Genomic DNA, 20,861 nt, shown 5'->3' on the forward strand with positions numbered 1-20,861 from the left:
CACCTCACGCTCTCGGAGTCGGGCGGTGACTCACGGACCCCGATGCCGACCTGCGACTGCTGGGTCTGCGAACCCGCCCGCGAGGAGAGGCCGCCCCACGCGCGCCTCGGTAACGCGAGCGACGAACTGCTCGCGGTTCGTCGTCCGGATTGCTCGCGCGCGACCCTTCCCTACTTGCGACCCTCACTCGCCGTCGAGTCGCGCGAGTTCGGATTGGAGGTCCGACTGGATGTAGGCCGCGACCTCGCGCACGCGTTCGGGCCGGAACGTCCAGAATCCCGTGTAGCGTCCCGGTTCGACCTCGCGCGCGAGGAGCGCGCCGCTGGCCTCGTCGTCGTCGGCCTCGTAGACGACGAACCACAGGTCGGTCACGTGGTCGCCCTCGTCGTCGCCGAACGCCGTTATCGAGTCGATCTCGGGCGGCCGCCAGTCCGGGATGCCGTACAGGTTCACGTCCACGCCGCTGTTGGCGATGCGGCGGTAGGTGTCCCACGTCTCGCGCTCGTCGCGGAGTCGCGAGAGCCGCTGACAGCCGGTGTGGAGCGTTCCGGCCCCCTCGTGGCCCGCCTGTTCCTCGACGACGCGCGAAATTTCGAGAAGGGAAATCTTGTCCTCGCACTCGACGCTGTAGACGTTCTCGTCGAGTGCGGTCAGAAACGTCTGGACCGCGCCGACGACTCGCGGGTCGTCGGCGTATCGCGGGGGGAACGACTCGGCGTCCAGCGCGTCGATGAGGTAGTCGTGGAGGGTCCCGACGCCGATGGCGGCCAGACACCGCTCGCCGTCCGAGAGGACCAGAAACGCCTCCGGAAGTGCGTCCACTTCCATCGCGGTCGTCACCTCGAACGCGTAGCGTTCGAAGTAGTTCAGTAGCTCTGCGACGCGTTCGTCGGTCTCCTCGGCGTTCACCACCGCCAGATGTCTATCGACCGACCTGATATCTTCGATAAAAACACCGAGGTTGTTTGACATAGTTTCTTAGAGACGAGTGGGGGTGATAAGCACTTCGCTGTGATGGGAGTTCACACCCCACGCTTGTCGGACCCGCTCGGCGCTTAGGCGAACCCGTTCAGTCCGTGAATCTTCTTGGTGCCCTCGTCGATGGCGAACCCGCCGCCCGTGTTCGAAACCAGCGGGTCGCCGTCGAAGTGACCTCGACCGGCGTGGTTGAACGCGATTATCCCCGAGTCGATGTTGTACGCCGGACCGCTGACGCTCCCGGTCGTCCCGTCCGCGGTCGCCCAGTAGCGGCCCATGTTCTTGACCTTCGCTCCCCACCCGGTGTTCCCGTTGTCGCCGCCCGCCTCGCCGCGCGCGTTGACCTCGGTGCGGCCGACCTTGAGGTGGCCGTCGTACGCGACCATCGCGTTCCCCGGCGCGTCTATCTTGCAGTCGTAGAGCGCCAGTCGGTAGGTGTTGTACGACGCGACGGCGCAGGCCTCGTTGTCCCACTTGCACGCGCCGTCGAACGTGATGCCGATAGCTTGGGTCGCGCCGACGCCTCCGGTCGCCATCAGCGAACGCACCGTGACGCTCTCGGGGTCGTCACGAGTTCCCTTGAGCGTGACCGGAACGCGCTCGTCTCGGTCGCTCTGTTCGGCCCAGTTCGCCAGATACGGGGGCAACAACACGTGTTCGTCGTAGGTGCCCGGCCGGATGTCGATTTGGACCGGCCGCTGGATGAGCCACGGGAACTCCTCGTCGATTGCGGTCTGTATCGACTCGTAGTCGCCGCTCCCGTCGGCGGCGACCTTGACGTACGTCTTCTCCGTGTTGACGGCGGGTCGGGTCCCGCCGAAGTTGCCAGCGTCGCCAGCACTGTCGGCGCTCTCCGGACTCCTCGACTCGCTGGTCGGGTACTGGAGTCGGTGCCAGTTCGACCCGTCGGCGAGGTAGCGAACCCCAGTGTCGGTCGCCAAGAACTTCGCGCCCTCTTTGGGCTGGTACTGGTCTCTGTTGGCCTCCTCGTCGCGTATCTCTACGTCGGTATCGAGTCGCTCGAAGTTGCGGTTCATCGGCTCGTGCCAGTTCGAACTCCCCCGAGACGGCGTGCTGTAGTCGTGGTTCGTCATGATGGACTCTCGTCCGGGTCGGGGACCCGACCGCGGACCTATCCAGTCGAGTCTACGGGTCGCTTGTAGTCTTGTTGGCTCGGCCGTCTGTGGGCGTTCTGACCTCTCTACGTTCGGTTTCGATTCTCCCCGAAATAACCTCCGGGAAACGTAACCGGGATACCGCAGGCCCTGTTTGGGCTACGTATGACCGACGTAAAGCGGGAACTGTCGAGTATCGACCTCGCGGCCGTCGTGGCCGAACTCGGGGCCTACGAGGGCGCGAAACTCGACAAGGCCTACCTCTACGACGACGACCTCCTGCGACTCAAGATGCGGGACTTCGACCGCGGCCGGGTCGAACTCCTCGTGGAAGTCGGCGAGACCAAGCGCGCACACGTCTCGGACCCCGAGAACGTCCCCGACGCGCCGGGACGGCCGCCGAACTTCGCCATGATGCTCCGCAATCGGCTCTCGGGCGCGGACTTCGCGGGCGTCGAACAGTACGGCTTCGACCGCATCCTCCAGTTCCACTTCGAGCGCGGCGACGAGGACACCACCATCGTCGCCGAGTTGTTCGGACAAGGCAACGTCGCGGTGCTGGACGAGAACAACGAGGTCGTGGACTCGCTCGACACCGTGCGACTCAAGTCCCGGACCGTCGCGCCGGGGAGCCAGTACGAGTTCCCCGACGAGCGAATCAACCCCCTCGAAGTCGAGTACGAGACCTTGGTCGCGCACATGGAGGAGTCCGACACCGACCTCGTGCGCACCCTCGCCACGCAACTCAACTTCGGCGGTCTGTACGCCGAGGAGGTCTGTACGCGCGCTGGCGTCGAGAAAGGGAAGGATATCGCGGACGCCGACGAGAGCGACTACGAGGCCATCTTCGACGCCATCCAGCGCCTCGCCGAACCGGTCCGGTCCGCGGACTTCGACCCCCGCGTCTACGAGGAGGACGACGTGCTGGTGGACGTGACGCCGATGCCCCTCGAAGAGTACGCCGACCTCGACAGCGAGGCGTTCGACACGTTCAACGAGGCGGTCGATTACTACTTCGCCAACTTCGTCCCCGAGGGCGAGACGGAGGCCGAGCAGTCCGCGGGCGACCAGCGCCCCGACTTCGAGGCCGAAATCGAGAAGCAGAAGCGCATCATCCAACAGCAGGAGCAGGCCATCGAGGGCTTCGAGCAGGAGGCCGAGCAGGAACGCGAGAAGGCCGAACGACTCTACGGCCACTACGGACTCGCCGACGACATCCTCACCACGGTTCGGAACGCGCTGGACGAGGGTACTTCGTGGGACGAAATCGAGGCCCGCTTCGAGGAGGGAGCCGAGCAGGGCATCGAAGCCGCCGAGGCAGTGCGGGGCGTGGACCCCGAGAACGGGATGGTCACGGTCGAACTCGACGGCGTGAACGTTCCCCTCGACGCGGAGATGGGCGTCGAGAAGAACGCCGACCGCCTCTACACCGAGGCCAAGCGCATCGAGGAGAAGAAGGAGGGCGCGCTCGCCGCCATCGAGGACACCCGCGAGGACTTGGAGGAAGTCGAGAAGCGCAAAGAGGAGTGGGAGGCCGACCCCGACGAGAGCGACGCGGAGGCCGACGAAGACGAGCAGGAAGACGTAGACTGGCTCTCCCGGCAGTCGATTCCGGTCCGCCAGCAGGAACAGTGGTACGAGCGGTTCCGCTGGTTCCGGACCAGCGACGGTTTCCTCGTTATCGGCGGCCGCAACGCCGACCAGAACGAGGAGTTGGTCCAGAAGTATCTGGAGGGCAACGACCTGTTCTTCCACGCGCAGGCCCACGGCGGTCCCGTCACCGTCCTCAAGACCTCGGACCCGAGTGAACCCTCCCGCGACGTGGACGTGCCCGAGCAGAGCAAGCGCGAGGCCGCCCAGTTCGCCGTGTCGTACTCCTCGGTCTGGAAGGACAGTCGATTCGCCGGTGACGCCTACGTGGTCACGCCCGACCAAGTGAGCAAAACCCCCGAGAGCGGCGAGTACTTGGAGAAGGGCGGGTTCGCCATTCGAGGAGACCGCGAGTACTTCCGCGACGTGGAAGTCGGCGTCGCGGTCGGCATCTCGTGTGAACCCCACACTCGCGTCCTCGGCGGTCCGCCCGAGGCAATCGTCCCGCAGGTCGAGACTCATATCGAGGTCGAACCCGGCCGCTACGCCCAGAACGACATCGCCAAGCGCATCTACCGGGCGTTCCGCGAGCGGTTCATCGACACCTCCTTCGTCCGGAAAGTAGCGAGTCCCGACCTGATTCAGGAGTTCCTGCCGCCGGGCGGGAGTCGGATGAAAGACGAGTAGAGTCGAGACGCAGGCTGGTTCGTCGTCTCACTTTTCAGGAGGCTCGTACAGTTCGAGTCCGTCGTACCGGGAGAGGCTCTCGACGTTCGTAACGAAGTTCCGAAGGTTTCCCAGAAGGTCCGCTTCGCTCCGGTACCGATACACGTCGATACCGTAGCCGGACGGTATCTCCTCGATACTGGCACTCCCGAACTCGTCCGACAGGTAGATCCGGAACCGTCGGCGAGGCTTTCGAGGCGGTTCTCGATTTCGAATCCGAAGGTTGAACTCGCCCAGAATCGCCCCGACCTCGCTTCCGACTCCGGCGTTCAGCCCTGCCTCGTCCAGTATGAAGACGACGGCGTCGCTGACAATTGCGTACTCGATGGACTGGTCGAGCGGACTGAGACCCGACTCGTCTAGTCGTTCTCGTGTCGTTTCCTTCGCGGTCGGAATCTCCACGTCAGTCGCGACGAATGCTCGTATTCCGGGGTCCCGTCGGAGTTCGGTGCAGACGCCTCCGAGGGTCGCTTCCATATCTTCGTGGTCTTCGGGGTCGAATAGTTCCGCTTCGATATAGGGATCGTCGGTGTCGATAGCGTCTGCAGGATAGGCGTACGTCACGTCGAATGGCGTGTACGGTCCCATGACGTAGCACAGGAAATCCCCTCGATTTCCGGGATTTGGAGTACCCTCTACTACGTGTTGGTAGATGGATTTCCCGTCGTATTCGAGTCCCAACTTCCGTCTCTTCATGGTCGAATTTCGTTTCCTACCGCTGGTTAATATTTCCTATTTTGACTACAGCGTGGAAGAAAGATTAGTAATCCCTAACCTTAATGTGCGTCGGTGGCGAAGCGAGACGTACGATGGCGACGGAATCGAACGCCGAGCGCGAGGGGCGTCTCTCGGAGGTCCCAGAAAACGGGGAACTCGTGGATTTCACCGATAACCAACTGTTCGGCAAAAGTACTGACACGCTCGAACGGTTCACTGCACGCAAACGCGCGCTCGCCCATCCCGTTCGCTACGCGATTCTCTACTACCTCTTCCGCTCGGCCGACGGGGACGAGGACGAGCGTCTGCCTCGAACGGAGTTGAAACGACTCCTCGACAGGGAGAAGAACGGACTTCAGACCCACGTCCGACCGCTACTGAAAGCGAATCTCCTCGCGGAAGTTCCCGCACCCGACGGTGCAGACGGCCGCCAAACGTTCTATCGAATCACGAACCTCGGCGAGCGCGCGATACGAAGCGACTTGTGGAACGTCGAGGGCGAACTCCCCGAATGACACCGAAACGGCGATTGGCGGTTGAGTCTGCGGCCTCGGACATTCCCACGCAACGATTAAGCCGTTAGCGAACGTCCCTACCGTACGCAAGACGCCTTCTCCTCGAAGCGCCTGCGCCCGGTGATTCCCATGTTCGAAACAGCACTCAAATACCTCGTGGACAGCGACGACGGCACCGAAACGATACTGGTCGGCGGACTCCTCACCCTGTTCGGGTGGCTCCTGATTCCCGCGGTGTTCGTCGCGGGCTACCTCCAGCGGGTCCTCGCCCGGACGACCGCCGAGGAGTCCGCCCCGTCGTTCGAGGACTGGAGCGACCTGTTCGCCGAGGGCCTGAAAGCCATCGCGGTCGTGCTGGCGTACGTCGCGCTCCCGGCCGTCCTGCTGACCGCGGTGGTGGCGAGTCTGGCAATCGTCTCCGTCGAGACGACAGTGGTCGAGTCCGACGCGGGCGTCCCGACCGACCCCTCCGTCGTCGCCGAACCGGTCACGAACGTCGGCCCCGACCTCCTGAGTGTCGCGGTCGTCTTCGGCGGTCTCGCGCTCGCCGGGATTTCCGCGCTCGTCGCGTGGTACGTCCTACCCGCCGCGCTCGCCCGCCTCGCGGTCGAGGGTCGCCTCGGTGCGGCCTTCCAGTTCCGGAGACTCTGGGGCGTCGTCACCACCAACTCGTACGCGACCGGGTGGCTGGTCGCGCTGGTCGTCCTCGTGGTCGGCGGGGCACTGGTCGGCGGTCTCGCGTCGATACCCTTCGTCGGATGGGCGCTGGTCCCGTTCGCCACGTTCTACCTCAACGTCGTCGCGTTCGCGCTCTACGGACAGGGGTACCGCGAGGCGACCCCCGCCGACCGCCGGGAGACCGTCGGCGGGAGCGAGCAGGCCGCGGCCTGAATCGCGTCTCCCTCCTTCTCTCCGCCTTTCTTTTTCCGCTCTTCTCCGCCCTTCTTCTCTCCGTCTTTCTTTTCGCTCTCTTCTCTTCCCTCTTTCCCGCCCTCGCGGGCGAGTAGCCAGACCTAACTTCCCGCGTTCGAAGTTCCGTGCATGCTCGGCGAGGCGCTCGTCTACCCGGTCCGCGGCGAGGAGCGCGAGGAGACCCTGCTTGTCGGCGCGATTCTGGCCGTCGCGCTCGGAGTCCTCGCGCGACTCGGCTTGCTTGGGGTCCTCGCGGTCGTCCCGGCCGTCCTGCTTGCGGGCTACGCGCAGGCGGTCCTCCGGGCCAGCACGGCGTCTGGAGCCAGCGCGGCGTCCGGGGGAGACACTCCCGCGTCGGGCGGCGTCGCAGGCGACGACGAACTCCCCGGATTCGGGAACTATCGCACCCTCGCGGCCGACGGCCTGCGTGCAGTCGTCGTCTCGGTCGGCTACCTCCTGCTCCCGGCGGCGCTCCTCGTCCTGACGGTCGGCGGCGCGGGCGCGGGCGGACGCCCAGAGTCGTTCGGGACGACGCTGTTCGTCTTCGGCGCGGGCACGGTCGTCCTGTTCGCCTCGCTCGGGTTCGCCTACCTCCTGCCCGCGGCGCTGGCGGGAGTCGCCCGGACCCGAACCCTCGGCGCGGCGCTCGACCGCGGGCGACTCTTCCGGAGCGCCCGAAGCGGCGGCTACTTCGTCGCGTGGGTCGCGGCGGCCGTCACGGGCGTCGTCTTCGCGGTCCTGTTGGGGTCGCTGGCCGCGCTCGGGCGACCGGGGGAGGTCGCGGCGCTCGCTCTCGGCTTCTACGCGCTGGTCGTGGTCGCGCGGCTGGCGGGTCGCGGCGTGGCGTGAGCGAACGGAGCGAGGAGGGTCGGAGCGGCGAGGAGGGCCGGAGCGGCGAGGAGGGCCGCGAACGCTCCTACGCCGCCCGCTCCGACTCGGTTAGCTCGAACTCGTCCAACTGTTCTCGGGTCCGTTCGGACAACTCGGAGGTCTCTTCGGCCACCCGCAGGACCTCCTCGACGGCACGGGCCTGCTGGTCCACGCTGGCGGCGATCTGCTCGATTTCGGCGCTCACGGTCTGGGACGCCTCGGAAACGTCCTCCACGAGCCGCGAGACCTCCTCGGCGTCGTCGGCTTGGTCGGCCGTCGCGCGCCGAATCTCCGCCAATCCCTCGTTGGTCTCCCGAATCGCGGTCTCTATCTCCTCGATGTCGGTCACGACGCCCCGGACCGCGTCCACCCCGGTCTCGACCTGCCGCTTGCTCTCGGCCACCGCGGCCGCGGTCTCGCTGACGCCCTCCTTGACCTCGCCGAGCGACGACGATATCTCCTCGACGGTCTCCTTGGACTCCTCGGCCAGCGCCTTCACCTCGTCGGCGACCACCTGAAATCCGGCCCCGTCGCCGTCGGCGCGCGCCGCCTCGATGTTCGCGTTGAGCGCCAACAGGTTCGTCTGGTCGGCGATGTCGGCTATCATCTCCGTCGTGCGGTTGATGGTCTCCATCTGGTCTTCCAACGACTCTATCGTCTCGACGTTGCGTTCGGCGGCCTCGCCCGCCTCGTCGATGGTGTCGATGGCGTCGGCGGCGGTCGTCGTGCCCGTCTCCGCGAGGTCGGCGGCGGTTTTGGCCCGGCCGTCTATCTGCTCGACGGTCGCGGTTATCTCCTCGATGGACGCCGAGAGGTTCGAGACGTTCTCCTCGGCATCGACGGTGCGCTCGGCCTGTCGCTCGGCGGTCGCGGCCACGCTGTCGCTGGCGTCGCCGAGGTCGTCGATGGCCGCGCGAACCTCGGCGGCCGCGTCGTGGGTCTCCGTGCCGATGCGGGCCATCTCGTCGGAGCGGTCGCGGGTCGATTCGAGCGCGGTCCGGAGCGATTCGACCGCCTCCCGGAGGTCGGTCGCCATCCCGTCGAACGTCTCGTGGACGTTGTGTATCGCCTCGAAGTCGGCCTCGGGTTCCGGCACGGTCGGCTCCACGGTGAGGTCGCCCTCGCTGAGTCGCGCGATGCTGGTCTGGAGTTCGGTGACGACGGTCTCCTGATACGCTTCGAGGGTCTCCTCACGCTCGCGGAGTTCGGTGCGCTCGGTGATGTCGCGGTTGATTTCGAGCGCGCCGACGATTTCGTCCGCGTCGTCGTAGAGTGGCATGAGGCTCCTGCTGACGGGAATCTCCTCGCCATCGACGGTGATGGTGCTTTCGAGGTTCTGGACCGGTTCTCCGGTGTCCAGCACCTCGCGCATCACGGTGTTGTCGGCCTCGTCGAAGTCGAAGAGGCACGCGCCGAGCAGGTCCTCGCGGGTCTTCCCGAAGAGGTCCAGCGCCTCGTCGTTGATGCGGTCGATGTTTCCCTCGGCGTCCACGGTGAAGATGGGGTAGCCGAGACCGTCCAGCACGCTCCGGACGATGGAATCGGCGGTGGCCGCGGAGCGGTTCGGTCCGCCGGAGGAGTCTCGGTCGGCGGGTCGGTCGTCGCGCTCGTCTGAGGGGGCGTCGCGCTCGCCCGTCTCCTCGTTCGAGGGCCCCATCGCGGCGAGCAAGCCAGAAAGCATGAGTCTCAGTCTCCACTCGGTTATGATAAGTATATCTCCGATTATGATATCTGATAATACGCCCGTACTTCCTTGCTAATAGTTGATCGAAACGGCCGAAAAAGGAGAGAATTTTGTCCCGTCATCGAGTCTGAAACGTACAAACTTAAGTAACATATGTGTCAATCCGACTGCATGGTAGAACGCTCGACCGGCGACTTGCTGACGCGGGGACTCTCGTTCCCGATGTCCGACGACGACTGGCTCGTGACCAACCTCATCGGGGGCGGCCTGTTGCTGTTCTCGTTCCTCCTGCTCCCGCTGTTGGCGATTCAGGGGTTCCTCGTGGAGGTGATGAGCGAGGCGCTCGGCGAGGACGACGACGTTCCCGAGTGGGGCGACTTCGGCTTCGGCGTGATGGTGACGGGCCTGAAGTCGCTCGTCCTCGGATTTCTCTACCTGCTCGTACCGACGACGGTGTTCGTCGCGTTCGCCCTCCTCGGCATCGGTGCCGGGACCGCCTCGGGTACGGAGGACCTCGTGGGACTGTTCACCGGCGTCGGCGGACTCGCGTTCCTCGTGTTGCTCCTCGTGTTCGGCTACTTCGCTCCCGCGGCGCAGGTGAACTTCGCGCGCGAGCGGACCATCGGCGCGGGCTTCGACTTCGGCACCATCTTCGAGGTGGCGACCAGTTCCGAGTACGTCGTGGGCTGGGTGCTGGCGTTCATCATCATCGCGGTCCAAGGGCTGGTCGCCAATCTCGTCGCGCTGACCATCGTGGGCATCCTCGTCCTACCGTGGGTGTACTTTTTCTTCAGCGTGTCCACGTTCTACATCTACGGTCGGTCGTTCGCCAACGCCTTGGACCTCGACGCGGAGGGCGGCGACGGCCACGCTCGGCGTCCTCCCGAAAGCCGGACCGACGACACCCGAACCGACGACACTCGGATGATAAACTGACGGGGCACCCCGAATAGCAGGACACTTACCTCCGACCCACGCACGAACCGATATGCGAATCACGAGCAGAGAACCCGCCGAGGGCCGACGCGAGCGCATCACGCTCGTCCCCGAGACCCTCGACGACCTCTGGCATCTCACCTACGTCCTCGAACCCGGCGACTTCGTGGCCGCCGACACGACCCGGCGCATCCAGCGCAACGACGACCAGATGCGCGACACCGGCGGCGAGCGCGAACACATGCACGTCACCCTAAAAGTCGAGGAGACCGAGTTCCACAAGTTCTCGAATCGCCTGCGTATCAGCGGCATCATCGAGAGCGCCTCCCGCGAGGACCAACTCGGCCAGCACCACACCGTCAACGTCGAGGAGAACAAGGAACTCACGATAGAGAAATTCTGGAAGCCCGACCAACTCGACCGCCTCGAAGAGGCAGAAGAAGCCACCGAGAACGCCGACGTGGCCATCGTCACCGTCGAAGAAGGGAAAGCGCACATCCACACCGTCGCCCAGTACGGGACCGAAGAGCGCGCCGAGTTCACCGGCACGACCGGGAAAGGCGAGTTCGCCCGCGGTCGGGACGAACTCTTTGCAGAACTCACCAGCGCAGTCGAACGCCTCGACGCGGACGCCATCATCCTCGCCGGGCCGGGGTTCACCAAGCAGGACGCGCTGGACTACATCGAGGAGAACACCCGCGACCTGACCGAGAAGATTACGACGGTGGACACCAGCGCGGTCGGCGACCGGGGCGTCCACGAAGTTCTCAAGCGCGGCGCGGTCGAGGAGGTCCAGAAGGACACCCGCATCGCGAAGGAGGCCGAACTCATCGACGAACTCACCAAGCGCATCGGCGAGGGGCCGAAAGTCGCCTACGGGGCCGAGCAGGTCCAGAAGGCCGCCGACTTCGGGGCCATCGAACACCTGCTGATTCTGGACGAGCGCCTGCGCGAGGAGCGCGGCGCCGAGGGCGAGTGGGCGTTCGACGTGAACGAACTCATCACGACGACCGAGCAGAAGGGCGGCGACGTGACCGTCTTCTCCAGCGAGTTCGCGCCGGGCGACCAGCTCGCCGGGTTCGGGGGCATCGCCGCACTCTTGCGCTATCGGCTCGAATAGGCCGCTATGCTGGACGTGGAACGCTGGCTCGACTACGTGTTCTTCGCGGGCCTCGAAATCTCGATGCTGTCGCTCCCGGCGCTCGTCCTGTTGCTCGCCGCCGAGCCGCCGGGTCCCATCGCGGTCGCCGCGCTGACCGCGCTCGGGGTCTCGACCTGCGCGGCCGGGACCTTCCGCGGGCCGTGGGTGGACCTCGGCGAGTGGCCCGCGCCGGGCGACCTCTACACCATGCCCCTGCGCTCGGCGTACTACAGCGCGACCGTCGCCGCCGCGACTTACGCCGGTGCCGCCGCCCACGTCGCTTCGGGCGTCGCTCTCGCCGGAATCGCGGTCTCGACGCTGGTCTCGGTCGCCGGGATGGCCGCGCTCCCCCGCGTCGTCGGCCGGTTCCGGACGCTGGCGTACCGGTTCGGGACGCCGGAACCGTGAGACTCGGCGGCTCCTCGGGCTGATTTGGACTTTTAGCCCGGCGCGTGCTGGCGCGGCGCTCGTAAGCGCCGCGCCAACCGCGCGAGGGACGAGGACCGCAACGAAGTGAGGACCGCAGTCGGGTGGGGAGGGTGTGGCTATCGCGGTGCTGTGCGGTGCGGTTGCGTGCTGTGCAGTCAACTCCGTGTTGTCGGCAGTAGTTCGCTTCTTTGCCGATTTCACTTTCGTCTCGCGCTAGCCGACCGACTCGACTCCGACGACCAATTTGGCTCCGACGACCGATTTGGCTCCGACGACCGACCCGACCACCGCGTGTCGAGCAACTCCAAACTGAACCACGTCCCGCGATGAACGAACAGGGAGGTTCAAGGCCGTCCGGAAGCATCCCTCGGACATGATAGTCGAGGGAACCGTCCTCCGCGGGCCGAACTTCGAACCCATCGAGGGCCGGGTCGTGGTCGAGGAGGGCGAGATAACGGCCGTCGAGCAAGCGTCCGTCGATTCGTCCAACGTCGTCCTGCCAGCGTTCGTCAACGCCCACACCCACATCGGCGACTCCATCGCCAAGGAGGCCGGTGGCGGCCTGAGTCTGGACGAACTCGTCGCGCCGCCCGACGGCCTCAAGCACCGACTCCTGCGCGCCGCCTCGCGCGAGGAGAAGGTTCGAGCCATGCGCCGGTCCATCCAGTTCATGGAGACGACCGGCACCGCGTCGTTCCTCGAATTCCGCGAGGGCGGCGTCGAAGGCGTCTACGCGCTCCGGGAGGCCGCGGAGGGTCTCGGCGTGGAGCCGTTCATCTTGGGCCGCGAGACCGTCGAGGCGATGGAGGCCGCCGAGGGGTTCGGCGCGAGCGGGGCGCGGGACGCCGAGTTCTCCCGCGAGCGCACCGCTACCGCCGAGGAGGGCAAACTCTTCGGCATCCACGCGGGCGAGCGGGACTCGTCGGACATCAACCCCGCGCTGGATTTGGACCCCGACTTTCTTGTCCACATGGTCCACCCCGAACCGCTCCACCTCGACCGACTGGCCGACAAGGCCGTCCCGGTCGTGGTCTGCCCGCGCTCGAACCTCGTGACGAACGTCGGCGTCCCGCCAATCGCGGACCTCGCGGAGCGGACCACCGTCGCGCTCGGCACCGACAACGTGATGCTCAACTCGCCGTCGATGTTCCGCGAGATGGAGTTCGCCGCCAAGTTGGCCGACGTGAGCGCCCGTGAAGTCCTGCGGATGGCGACCTACAACGGTGCGCGCATCGCGGGGCTGGACTGCGGCGTCGTCGAGGAGGGCCACGCCGGGAAACTCCTCGTCCTCGACGGCGACTCGGACAACCTCGCCGGAGCGCAGGACGTGGTGCGCGCGGTCGTCCGCCGCGCGGGCGTCGGCGACATGGCCGACGTAATTCTGTAGTACGGAAATAATTCCTTTTCTCTAAGACGTATTTGTGTTTGCTAACAGTGGACAGCGATGTCTTTCGTCGGCGTTTGCGTCTGCGCCGCGTCCGCGACGTGGATGGGGTACGCGCTCGGCGGGAGACGGAGCGGGATACGCTCGGTGAGACGACCGACGGAACGCGCTCCGAACGCGCCGGGGATTTAACATTCCTCGGTGACCACCGTCGAGAGATGACCGACCCGGCAGAAGCTATCAGTCTCCTCGTCGTGGTCGAGTTCGTCGTGATGGCCGCGATACTGCTCCTTTTGGTCCCGTTCGAGGTCGCGGCCCCGGTGGTCCCGCTCCTGCTGTTCTTCGTGGTCGTGCTTCACCTCTATCGCTCCTGAACCGCTCGGCGCGCGCCGCACTCGACCTCACCACACACCACCTCGCCCCGCCTCTTTAACCCGCTCCGCGTAGACTCTCTACCCCGCATGAGCGTCAGTTTCGACTTCAGCGACGACGTGGCACTCGTGACCGGCGCGAGCGGCGCGCTGGGGAGCGCGGTCTGCGAGGAGTTCGCCGACGCGGGCGCGACCGTGGCCGCCGCCGACGTGGTGGCTCCCGACGAGGAGGACGCCCTCCTCGACGCCGACCGCGAGCGCATCGACTTCTACGAGGGCGACTTCACCGACGAGGCCGACGTAGAGCGTGTCGTCGCCGACATCGTGGACGACCACGGCGGCCTCGATTACCTCGCCAACGTCGCGGGGACGTGGCGCGGCGGGTCGCCCGTCGCGGAGACCGACGCCGAAACGTTCGACCTCCTGTTCGACGTGAACCTCAAGACGGCGTTTCTCGCCAGTAAGCACGCCATTCCGCACCTCCGGGAGAGCGGCGGCGACGCGGATACCAGCGACGATGCGGACACCAGCAACGACGCTCGACGCGGCGCTATCGTGAGCGTCAGCGCGCGCTCGTCGCTCGAAGGCGGCGCGGGCGACGCCCTCTACCGGGCGTCGAAGGCGGGCGTCCGACTGCTCACCGAGAGCATCGCCGAGGAGGAATCGGGCGCGGTCCGCGCGAACGCGGTGATGCCGAGCGTCATCGACACGCCCGCCAACCGCGAGCTGATGCCCGACGCCGACCACTCTACGTGGGTCGAACCGGCCGACATCGCGACGACGGTGCTGGTCCTCTGCTCGTCGGCGACCCCCGTCACCAGCGGCGCGGCGGTGCCGGTGTACGGCGAAGCCTGAGGATTTATCGGGTCGGCGTCGGTGCGTCCCGATATGGACGGACGGCTCCCCGCCGGTGTGCGTAGACGGGTCCTCCTCGCGGCGGTCGTCGCGCTGGCGCTGACCACTGCTGGCGTGGTCGGCTACCGCCTCGCCGACCCCGCGACGCCCGACCACGACCTCGACCTCGCGGAGTCGCCCGACGAAATCGCGTACGACGCGCTCTCGCAACTCGACCACCGCGACTACGCCGTCGAGTGGCGGATTCCGCCCGCGCCCGACGACGAACGCGGCGAGTCCGACGACGCCGATTCGTCCGCGAGCCGCGACTACCGGGTCTTCCTCAGCGCCGCCGTCGAGGGGTCCGAAAATCGGATTCGCGTCGTGCCGTCGGCCGGTCCCGCGACGTTCGCCACCGAGAACTGCGTCTGGTCGCTCCGGTCCGCCGACGGCGGGACCGACCCGCCGAGCGCGTGTAACTTCGGCGGTCGCCAACGACCGACCGAGTTCTACAGGCTCCACGGCGACTGGGACGCGGTGCGCGAACCGGACGCAAACGTCACCGTCGTCCGCGAGAACGAGAGCGTACTGGTTCTCCGCATCGACGACACCGACACGGCGCAGTACCTCGCGACCGGTCGAGACGGCATCGGCGACACCGAGTACGCCCGCGAGCGGGGACTCCGCGCGAATCTTACGTTGGTCGTAGACAAGACGGAGGGCCACCTCCGACGCCTCGTCTTCGGTCGGTCCGCGCTCTCGGAGACCGACGAGGAGTCCGGGGCCGCCGGGAACCGAACCCGAGACCATAGCCGCCACGTCTACGCCTTCTCGAAGTGGGGCGAGACGACCGTCGAGCGCCCCGACTGGGCGGGCTACTCGCTCGCGGAGTTTCTCCTCGACGTGACGCGGTGAGCGACGCCCGCCGCGACGCGCCCGAGACCGCCCGCAAGCAGGTAGAGCCAGACGACCTCGGCGAGACTCGCGGCCAGCAGACAGACGACGAGGAGGACGAACAGCGCGACGCCCTGCTGGCCCGACCCGACCGCGTTCAGGAGCGCGAACCCCGGAAGCAGTCCGGCGACGAACGGCGCGTAGGCCACCGCGAGAAGCAACCAAACCGCTGGCTCGGCGGTCACGTCCCCCGCGAACAGCGGTCTGGCCAGCACGAGCGTGACGCCGACCACGGGAACGAGCGCCGCCAGCGTCCGACGCGAGGGCGCGAAGACGGCCCGGCCGAGGCGGAAGTCGAGCGCCCTGTCTATCGCCTCCCCGAGGAGCCACGACGCCAGCGCCGCGAACGCCCCCGCGGCGACCAGCGCGAGCAGGTAGCCCGCGAGCGTCGCCGGGAGCGCCGCGCCGTAGCACTCGTCACACCCCGTGCGAGCGTACCAGTCGAGACCGCCGACCGCGGGCAGGGCGACCGCGAGCAGAAACGGGAGGCCGCGTCGGAGTCGGTCGTCCATCGGTCGGGGCGTCTCGGGCCGCGACCAAGAACGTATCGGGTGTGCCACGAGACGCGGCGCACCGTCGCTCCGTGGGCCTACTCGACGTTCGTCTAATTTCGGTTCTCCTCGAACCACGTGTCAACAAGAAATTGGTAAAAATCGCCCGCCCGCTCCCGAATCGTTCCGTTTATATCCGGCCCTTTGAAAGCTACCCTCACACATGGCAGAACGTGAGACGTGGACGAGTCGTATCGGATTCATCTTCGCCGCGGTCGGGAGCGCGGTGGGGCTCGGAAACATCTGGTCGTTCCCGTTCCAGACCGCCGCGAACGGCGGCGCGGCGTTCCTCGTGGTGTACCTGCTGGCGGTCGTCCTCATCGGCTTCCCGACGATGATGGTCGAGTTCGTCATCGGTCGGCGGGGCGAGCAGAACCCCGTGGCCGCCTTCGAGAAAATCGGCTACGGTAACTGGTCGTTCACCGGCGGACTGGGCGTCTTCTCGTCGCTGGTCACCCTGTCGTTCTACAGCGTCGTCGGCGGGTGGGTCCTCAGCTACATCGTCGGGAGCGCGACCGGTGCGTACTTCGGCGACGCCGGGACGTACTTCGGGTCGGTCGCATCCGGTCCGGTCGCCATCGGCACGCACCTCGTCTTCATGCTGATAACCGTCGGCATCGTCGCCTCGGGCGTCACCGACGGCATCGAGCGCGCGACGAAGTTCATGATTCCCGCCATCCTGCTCCTGTTAGTCGGACTCGCGGCGTGGGCGACCACGCTCGACGGTGCCGCCGCGGGCTACGAGTACTACCTCTCGCCGGACTTCGGCCTCATCGCCAGTAACTTCGGCTCCATCGTCCCGCCCGCGATGGGACAGGCCTTCTTCACCCTCTCGCTCGGGTTCAGCGTGATGATCGCCTACTCGTCGTACCTCGGCCGCGACGACAGCCTCCCGGCCGACGGCGGCGCTATCGTCGTCGTCAACACGATGGTCGCGCTGCTGGCCGGGTTCGTCGTCTTCCCCATCCTGTTCGCCACGGGCGGCGCGGAAGGCGCGGGCGGCGGTGCCGGAACCGCGTTCGTCGCGCTGGCGGGCGCGTTCGGCAACATCCCCGCGGGCGGCATCATCGGCTTCTTCTTCTTCGTCGTCCTGCTGTTCGCAGCCCTCTCCAGTTCTATCAGTCTGCTGGAGGTTCCAGTCTCGTACATCACCGAGAACTACGGCGTCGGTCGCCGGACGACCGCCATCGGGATGGGCGGCACAATTGCGGCGGTCGGCCTGCCCGCGACGTTCGGCACGTCGTGGCTCGGCTTCTACAACGACGTGGTGTTCAACCTCCTGCTCCCCGTCTCGGTGTTCCTGCTGGCCATCTTCGTCGGTTGGGTCGCCGACCGCGAAGCCATCGACGAACTCGGTCGGGGCTCGTCGGTCGGCTCGTCGTTCACGACGACGTGGCTCTGGTGGGTCCGCATCGTCGTCCCGGCCGTCGTCCTCATGACGCTCTACCTCGGTATCGAGACGCTCTACGAGGGCCTCAGTAGCGGCGCGTACTTCTGACGCGCCGGGCCTGACCCCCGCGGATTCGGTTCGTTTTTTCGACATCTCGTCCCGTAGCCGCGCGGCCGGTTCCGTTGCCGGTTACGATTCGTAGTTTCGAGTTCGAATTTCGAGCCGAAATCTACGAATCTTCATCGCCGTCCGAACTATCGGGCGCTCGTCACTCGAAATCATCACGAAAATACGCACTAAAACCGTCGTGAGTTCGAAGTTACGATTCCAAACTCGAAAGGCTCTTTGGGGAGGCATGGCGAGTGCGTAGCAATGACACGCGAATCGTGGCACACTCGCCTCGGCTTCATCCTCGCGGCGGTCGGGAGCGCCGTCGGACTCGGCAACGTCTGGCGTTTCCCGTGGATGACCGCCGAGAACGGCGGGAGCGCCTTTCTGGTCGTGTACCTCTGTATCGTCCTACTGGTCGGCGTCCCCGGACTCCTCGCGGAGTTCGTCATCGGGCGACGCTCCCAGCGTAACCCGGCAGGCGCGCTCTTTCGACTCTCGTCTGGCTCGAAGTCGTGGCGCGCGGTCGGCCTGTTCGCCGTCGTGACCGCCGTCGTCCTGCTGTCGTTCTACAGCGTCGTCGGCGGGTGGATCGTCCGGTACTTCCTCGCCAGCTTCACGGGGTCGTACTTCGGGTCGCCCGGCGCGTACTTCTCGGCCATCGACTACGGACTCCCGGCGGTCGGGTTCCACGTCGGCTTCCTCGCGCTGACCGCGCTGGTCGTGGTCGGAGGAGTCCGCGACGGTATCGAGAAGGCGACGAAGGTGATGATGCCCGCCATCGTCGTCCTGCTGGTCGCGCTGGCGGCGTGGGCGGTCAGCCAACCCGGCGCGGGCGCTGGCCTGTCGTTCTATCTCGACTTCGACCCGAGCTACCTCCGGGCGAACTTCTTCGACGTGCTGGGCGCGGCGGCCGGACAGGCGCTGTTCACCCTCTCGCTGGGGGCCGGAACGATGATAACCTACGCGTCGTACCTCGGCGACGACCGAAACCTCGTCACCGACGGGAGCGCCATCGCGGTCCTGAACACCGGCGTCGGCGTCCTCGCGGGCTTGGTGGTCTTCCCGCTCCTGTTCGCCACGTTCGGCGAGTTGACGGGTCCGGCCGCCTCCGGCGGCGGTCCCGGCGCGCTGTTCGTGAGTCTCGCGGGCGCGTTCTCGCAGGTCCCGCTGGGGCAACCGCTCGCGGTGCTGTTCTTCGGCGTCATCGTCCTCGCGGCGCTCTCGTCGTCCATCAGCATGCTCGAAATCCCGGTCGCGTACCTCGTGGACGAACACGGCGTCTCGCGGAAGGCCGCGACCGCGCTCCTCGTGGGCGTCGTCGCCGTCACCGGTTCGGCGAACGCGCTGAATCCCGGCCTCTTCGGCTTCGTCGCCGGGACGCTCGTGGACCTGATGCTGACCGCGGGACTCGTCGCCTTCCTCGTCTTCGTCGGGTGGGTCCTCGGCAAGGACGCGCTCACCGAGTACTCCTCGGGCGCGGGGTCGCGGGTCCGGTCGCTCGGCCCGGCGTGGCTCTGGTCGGTCCGGACCATCCTGCCGCTCTTTCTCGTCGCCACGCTCGCGGTGAATCTGCTCGCGTTCGCGGGGTTCTAACTCCGGGTCCCCGAGTTCCGACTCGTCGGGTTCCGGGCGGTCTCGCCGCGACGATGCCGGGGTGAGCGGTTCGCCTCCGTCCGCTGGTTTAGGAACGTTTTTCCGCCCAGTGGTCATCAAATCGCCCAATGAGTAGCCATCGGAGGGATTCGACGTGACGATGGAAGACAAGATAGCGGAGCTTCGCGAACTGCGCGAGGAGGCCCTGCAAGGCGGCGGCGAGGAGCGAATCGAGGCCCAACACGACAAGGGCAAGATGACCGCGCGCGAGCGCATCGACTACTTCTTGGACGACGGCACGTTCAACGAGTTCGACCAGCTTCGAACCCACCGGAGCCACAACTTCGGCATGGAGGAGAAGCAGGTCAAAGGCGACGGTGTAGTGACCGGGTACGGCGAGGTCAACGGGCGCAAGGTGTTCGTGTTCGCCCACGACTTCACCGTCTTCGGCGGGTCGCTCGGCGAGGTGTTCGCCGAGAAGGTCTGTAAGGTCATGGACAAGGCGATGGAGGTCGGCGCGCCGGTCATCGGCCTGAACGACTCCGCTGGCGCGCGGATTCAGGAGGGCGTCTCGTCGCTGGCGGGCTACGCCGAAATCTTCCGGCGCAACACCGAGGCGTCGGGCGTTATCCCCCAAATTTCGGCCATCATGGGACCGTGCGCTGGCGGCGCGGTCTACTCGCCCGCCATCACGGACTTCATCTTCATGGTCGAGGACACCAGCCACATGTTCATCACCGGCCCGGATGTCATCGAGACGGTCACGGGCGAGGAGGTCACCTTCGAGGAGTTGGGCGGCGCGAAGACTCACGAATCGACCTCCGGCGTGGCGCACTTCGCCGAGAAGAGCGAGGAGGAAGCCTTGGACGACATCCGCCGCCTGCTGTCGTACGTCCCGCAGAACAACGTCGAGGACCCGCCGCGGGTCGAACCGTGGGACGACCCCGAGCGCCGCGACGACGAGTTGACGAACATCGTCCCCGACCAGCCCAAGAAACCGTACGACATGACGCGGGTCATCGACGGCGTGGTGGACGAAGATTCGTTCTTCGAAGTGCAGGAGGGCTACGCCAAGAACATCGTTATCGGCTTCGCGCGACTCGACGGCCGGTCGGTCGGCATCGTCGCCAACCAGCCCCGCGTCAACGCCGGGACGCTGGACATCAAGTCCTCCGAGAAGGGCGCGCGCTTCGTCCGGTTCTGCGACTCGTTCAACATCCCCATCCTGACGTTCGTGGACGTGCCGGGCTTCATGCCCGGCACCGACCAAGAACACGGCGGCATCATCCGCCACGGCGCGAAACTGCTGTACGCCTACTCCGAAGCCACGGTGCCCCTGATGACCGTCATCACCCGGAAGGCCTACGGCGGGGCCTACGACGTGATGGCCTCGAAACACATCGGCGCGGACGTGAACTACGCGTGGCCGACCGCCGAAATCGCGGTGATGGGGCCGCAGGGCGCGGTCAACATCCTCTACGACGACGAGTTGGACGAGGCCGACGACCCCGAGGCCCGCCGCGAGGAACTCATCGACGAGTACCGCGACCAGTTCGCCAACCCCTACACGGTCGCCGACTTGGGCTACGTGGACGACGTTATCGAACCGCCCGAGACCCGCCCGCGCCTGATTCAGGACTTGGAGATGCTGTCGAGCAAGCGCGACGAACTGCCCGACAAGAAACACGGTAACATCCCGCTCTGACGATGGCGACGCCAACCACGGACGACCCCGACGAGGAGGCCGACGACGACGAGAGCGACACCAACGCCCACAGCGACCCGCTGGCGGACGCCGACCTCCGGATTCCCGACGACGCCACCGACGAGGAGGCCGCCGCCATCGCCGCGGCCATCGGTGCCCACCTCCGGGCGCAGGAGGCCGCCGCGGCCGCGGCCGCCCAACGCGACGGCGACGAGACGTGGGACGGCAACCGCTGGTCGTTCGCCGGTCGCCTGCGCGGGTTGCAGGGCCGCGCGGGCCGCGTCCCGACGAGCGCGCCCACGGACGCGTGGGCCGCTTCCGGACGAAGCGACCGGTTCTGAGTCGGTCCGTCTTT

General features: G+C 66.5%; 20 protein-coding genes. 15 read left to right on the top strand and 5 right to left on the bottom strand.

Annotation, left to right across the window (positions count from 1 at the left end):
* Positions 1 to 183 precede the first annotated feature (183 nt).
* Together EPL00_RS10105 and EPL00_RS10110 are read right to left on the bottom strand one after the other, a co-directional pair.
* Positions 184 to 972, bottom strand: coding sequence for a DICT sensory domain-containing protein (locus EPL00_RS10105; RefSeq protein ID WP_135852824.1), 789 nt, complete (start codon positions 970 to 972; stop codon positions 184 to 186).
* A gap of 83 nt (positions 973 to 1,055) precedes the next feature.
* The gene (locus tag EPL00_RS10110) at positions 1,056 to 2,072 is read right to left on the bottom strand and encodes a hypothetical protein (protein ID WP_135852823.1); all 1,017 of its coding nucleotides are present in this window, start codon (positions 2,070 to 2,072) and stop codon (positions 1,056 to 1,058) included.
* Positions 2,073 to 2,258: 186 nt separating this feature from the next.
* Between EPL00_RS10110 and rqcH the strand changes: the two genes are divergently transcribed.
* Positions 2,259 to 4,370, top strand: coding sequence for a ribosome rescue protein RqcH (gene rqcH / locus EPL00_RS10115; RefSeq protein WP_135852822.1), 2,112 nt, complete (start codon positions 2,259 to 2,261; stop codon positions 4,368 to 4,370).
* Positions 4,371 to 4,397: 27 nt separating this feature from the next.
* On the opposite strand, the gene EPL00_RS10120 is transcribed toward rqcH, so the two are convergent.
* Positions 4,398 to 5,105, bottom strand: a complete 708-nt coding sequence (locus tag EPL00_RS10120) for a DUF7509 family protein (protein ID WP_135852821.1) — start codon at positions 5,103 to 5,105, stop codon at positions 4,398 to 4,400.
* Between the two features lie 113 nt (positions 5,106 to 5,218).
* Here EPL00_RS10120 and EPL00_RS10125 point away from each other — a divergent pair, with 113 nt between their 5' ends.
* The 3 genes from EPL00_RS10125 to EPL00_RS10135 all read left to right on the top strand — a co-directional run bounded on the left by EPL00_RS10125 (position 5,219) and on the right by EPL00_RS10135 (position 7,402).
* Entirely contained in the window at positions 5,219 to 5,641 is a 423-nt protein-coding gene (locus tag EPL00_RS10125; RefSeq protein ID WP_162224192.1) for a winged helix-turn-helix domain-containing protein, read from the top strand.
* A 129-nt stretch (positions 5,642 to 5,770) separates the two neighbouring features.
* Entirely contained in the window at positions 5,771 to 6,532 is a 762-nt protein-coding gene (locus EPL00_RS10130; RefSeq protein ID WP_135852819.1) for a DUF4013 domain-containing protein, read from the top strand.
* A 150-nt stretch (positions 6,533 to 6,682) separates the two neighbouring features.
* Positions 6,683 to 7,402 (top strand): DUF4013 domain-containing protein, encoded by a 720-nt coding sequence (locus tag EPL00_RS10135; RefSeq protein ID WP_135852818.1) that lies wholly within the window; start codon positions 6,683 to 6,685, stop codon positions 7,400 to 7,402.
* 67 nt (positions 7,403 to 7,469) lie between these two features.
* Here EPL00_RS10135 and EPL00_RS10140 read toward each other — a convergent pair whose 3' ends face one another.
* Complete coding sequence (locus EPL00_RS10140) at positions 7,470 to 9,104, bottom strand: methyl-accepting chemotaxis protein (protein ID WP_135852817.1); 1,635 nt, start codon at positions 9,102 to 9,104, stop codon at positions 7,470 to 7,472.
* A 174-nt stretch (positions 9,105 to 9,278) separates the two neighbouring features.
* Between EPL00_RS10140 and EPL00_RS10145 the strand changes: the two genes are divergently transcribed.
* The 7 genes from EPL00_RS10145 (at position 9,279) to EPL00_RS10170 (ending at position 15,117) form a co-directional block, all read left to right on the top strand.
* A complete protein-coding gene (locus tag EPL00_RS10145) occupies positions 9,279 to 10,043 on the top strand; it encodes a DUF4013 domain-containing protein (protein ID WP_162224193.1) in 765 nt (254 codons plus the stop codon).
* 52 nt (positions 10,044 to 10,095) lie between these two features.
* Entirely contained in the window at positions 10,096 to 11,163 is a 1,068-nt protein-coding gene (locus EPL00_RS10150; protein ID WP_135852815.1) for an mRNA surveillance protein pelota, read from the top strand.
* 6 nt (positions 11,164 to 11,169) lie between these two features.
* The gene (locus tag EPL00_RS10155; protein ID WP_135852814.1) at positions 11,170 to 11,592 is read left to right on the top strand and encodes a hypothetical protein; all 423 of its coding nucleotides are present in this window, start codon (positions 11,170 to 11,172) and stop codon (positions 11,590 to 11,592) included.
* A 394-nt stretch (positions 11,593 to 11,986) separates the two neighbouring features.
* A complete protein-coding gene (locus tag EPL00_RS10160; protein ID WP_135852813.1) occupies positions 11,987 to 13,000 on the top strand; it encodes an amidohydrolase family protein in 1,014 nt (337 codons plus the stop codon).
* A gap of 215 nt (positions 13,001 to 13,215) precedes the next feature.
* Positions 13,216 to 13,371 carry a hypothetical protein gene (locus EPL00_RS23535; protein ID WP_202932595.1) on the top strand — a complete coding sequence of 52 codons (156 nt, stop codon included), beginning with the start codon at positions 13,216 to 13,218 and terminating at the stop codon, positions 13,369 to 13,371.
* A gap of 87 nt (positions 13,372 to 13,458) precedes the next feature.
* Positions 13,459 to 14,223, top strand: a complete 765-nt coding sequence (locus EPL00_RS10165) for an SDR family NAD(P)-dependent oxidoreductase (protein ID WP_135852812.1) — start codon at positions 13,459 to 13,461, stop codon at positions 14,221 to 14,223.
* Positions 14,224 to 14,256: 33 nt separating this feature from the next.
* The gene (locus tag EPL00_RS10170; RefSeq protein WP_135852811.1) at positions 14,257 to 15,117 is read left to right on the top strand and encodes a hypothetical protein; all 861 of its coding nucleotides are present in this window, start codon (positions 14,257 to 14,259) and stop codon (positions 15,115 to 15,117) included.
* Here EPL00_RS10170 and EPL00_RS10175 read toward each other — a convergent pair.
* Positions 15,078 to 15,668: a hypothetical protein gene (locus tag EPL00_RS10175; RefSeq protein ID WP_135852810.1), complete on the bottom strand. Its 591-nt coding sequence runs from the start codon at positions 15,666 to 15,668 to the stop codon at positions 15,078 to 15,080. The genes EPL00_RS10170 and EPL00_RS10175 overlap by 40 nt on opposite strands.
* A gap of 202 nt (positions 15,669 to 15,870) precedes the next feature.
* Here EPL00_RS10175 and EPL00_RS10180 point away from each other — a divergent pair, with 202 nt between their 5' ends.
* From EPL00_RS10180 to EPL00_RS10195, 4 genes are all read left to right on the top strand, one after another.
* Positions 15,871 to 17,205, top strand: a complete 1,335-nt coding sequence (locus EPL00_RS10180) for a sodium-dependent transporter (RefSeq protein WP_135852809.1) — start codon at positions 15,871 to 15,873, stop codon at positions 17,203 to 17,205.
* A 264-nt stretch (positions 17,206 to 17,469) separates the two neighbouring features.
* Positions 17,470 to 18,801: a sodium-dependent transporter gene (locus tag EPL00_RS10185; protein WP_135852808.1), complete on the top strand. Its 1,332-nt coding sequence runs from the start codon at positions 17,470 to 17,472 to the stop codon at positions 18,799 to 18,801.
* Positions 18,802 to 18,961: 160 nt separating this feature from the next.
* A complete protein-coding gene (locus tag EPL00_RS10190; RefSeq protein WP_135853231.1) occupies positions 18,962 to 20,506 on the top strand; it encodes an acyl-CoA carboxylase subunit beta in 1,545 nt (514 codons plus the stop codon).
* Between the two features lie 2 nt (positions 20,507 to 20,508).
* Entirely contained in the window at positions 20,509 to 20,847 is a 339-nt protein-coding gene (locus EPL00_RS10195; protein WP_368407943.1) for a hypothetical protein, read from the top strand.
* The last annotated feature ends 14 nt before the right edge of the window (positions 20,848 to 20,861 follow it).

Source organism: Halorussus salinus (assembly GCF_004765815.2).
GTDB classification, from domain to species: Archaea; Halobacteriota; Halobacteria; order Halobacteriales; family Haladaptataceae; genus Halorussus; species Halorussus salinus.

Bases quoted from the DNA above. Each gene is read 5' to 3' on its own strand.
- EPL00_RS10105 (WP_135852824.1), bottom strand. From the start codon at position 972: ATGTCAAACAACCTCGGTGTTTTTATCGAAGATATCAGGTCGGTCGAT.
- EPL00_RS10110 (WP_135852823.1), bottom strand. From the start codon at position 2,072: ATGACGAACCACGACTACAGCACGCCGTCTCGGGGGAGTTCGAACTGG.
- rqcH (WP_135852822.1), top strand. From the start codon at position 2,259: ATGACCGACGTAAAGCGGGAACTGTCGAGTATCGACCTCGCGGCCGTC.
- EPL00_RS10120 (WP_135852821.1), bottom strand. From the start codon at position 5,105: ATGAAGAGACGGAAGTTGGGACTCGAATACGACGGGAAATCCATCTAC.
- EPL00_RS10125 (WP_162224192.1), top strand. From the start codon at position 5,219: ATGGCGACGGAATCGAACGCCGAGCGCGAGGGGCGTCTCTCGGAGGTC.
- EPL00_RS10130 (WP_135852819.1), top strand. From the start codon at position 5,771: ATGTTCGAAACAGCACTCAAATACCTCGTGGACAGCGACGACGGCACC.
- EPL00_RS10135 (WP_135852818.1), top strand. From the start codon at position 6,683: ATGCTCGGCGAGGCGCTCGTCTACCCGGTCCGCGGCGAGGAGCGCGAG.
- EPL00_RS10140 (WP_135852817.1), bottom strand. From the start codon at position 9,104: ATGCTTTCTGGCTTGCTCGCCGCGATGGGGCCCTCGAACGAGGAGACG.
- EPL00_RS10145 (WP_162224193.1), top strand. From the start codon at position 9,279: ATGGTAGAACGCTCGACCGGCGACTTGCTGACGCGGGGACTCTCGTTC.
- EPL00_RS10150 (WP_135852815.1), top strand. From the start codon at position 10,096: ATGCGAATCACGAGCAGAGAACCCGCCGAGGGCCGACGCGAGCGCATC.
- EPL00_RS10155 (WP_135852814.1), top strand. From the start codon at position 11,170: ATGCTGGACGTGGAACGCTGGCTCGACTACGTGTTCTTCGCGGGCCTC.
- EPL00_RS10160 (WP_135852813.1), top strand. From the start codon at position 11,987: ATGATAGTCGAGGGAACCGTCCTCCGCGGGCCGAACTTCGAACCCATC.
- EPL00_RS23535 (WP_202932595.1), top strand. From the start codon at position 13,216: ATGACCGACCCGGCAGAAGCTATCAGTCTCCTCGTCGTGGTCGAGTTC.
- EPL00_RS10165 (WP_135852812.1), top strand. From the start codon at position 13,459: ATGAGCGTCAGTTTCGACTTCAGCGACGACGTGGCACTCGTGACCGGC.
- EPL00_RS10170 (WP_135852811.1), top strand. From the start codon at position 14,257: ATGGACGGACGGCTCCCCGCCGGTGTGCGTAGACGGGTCCTCCTCGCG.
- EPL00_RS10175 (WP_135852810.1), bottom strand. From the start codon at position 15,668: ATGGACGACCGACTCCGACGCGGCCTCCCGTTTCTGCTCGCGGTCGCC.
- EPL00_RS10180 (WP_135852809.1), top strand. From the start codon at position 15,871: ATGGCAGAACGTGAGACGTGGACGAGTCGTATCGGATTCATCTTCGCC.
- EPL00_RS10185 (WP_135852808.1), top strand. From the start codon at position 17,470: ATGACACGCGAATCGTGGCACACTCGCCTCGGCTTCATCCTCGCGGCG.
- EPL00_RS10190 (WP_135853231.1), top strand. From the start codon at position 18,962: ATGGAAGACAAGATAGCGGAGCTTCGCGAACTGCGCGAGGAGGCCCTG.
- EPL00_RS10195 (WP_368407943.1), top strand. From the start codon at position 20,509: ATGGCGACGCCAACCACGGACGACCCCGACGAGGAGGCCGACGACGAC.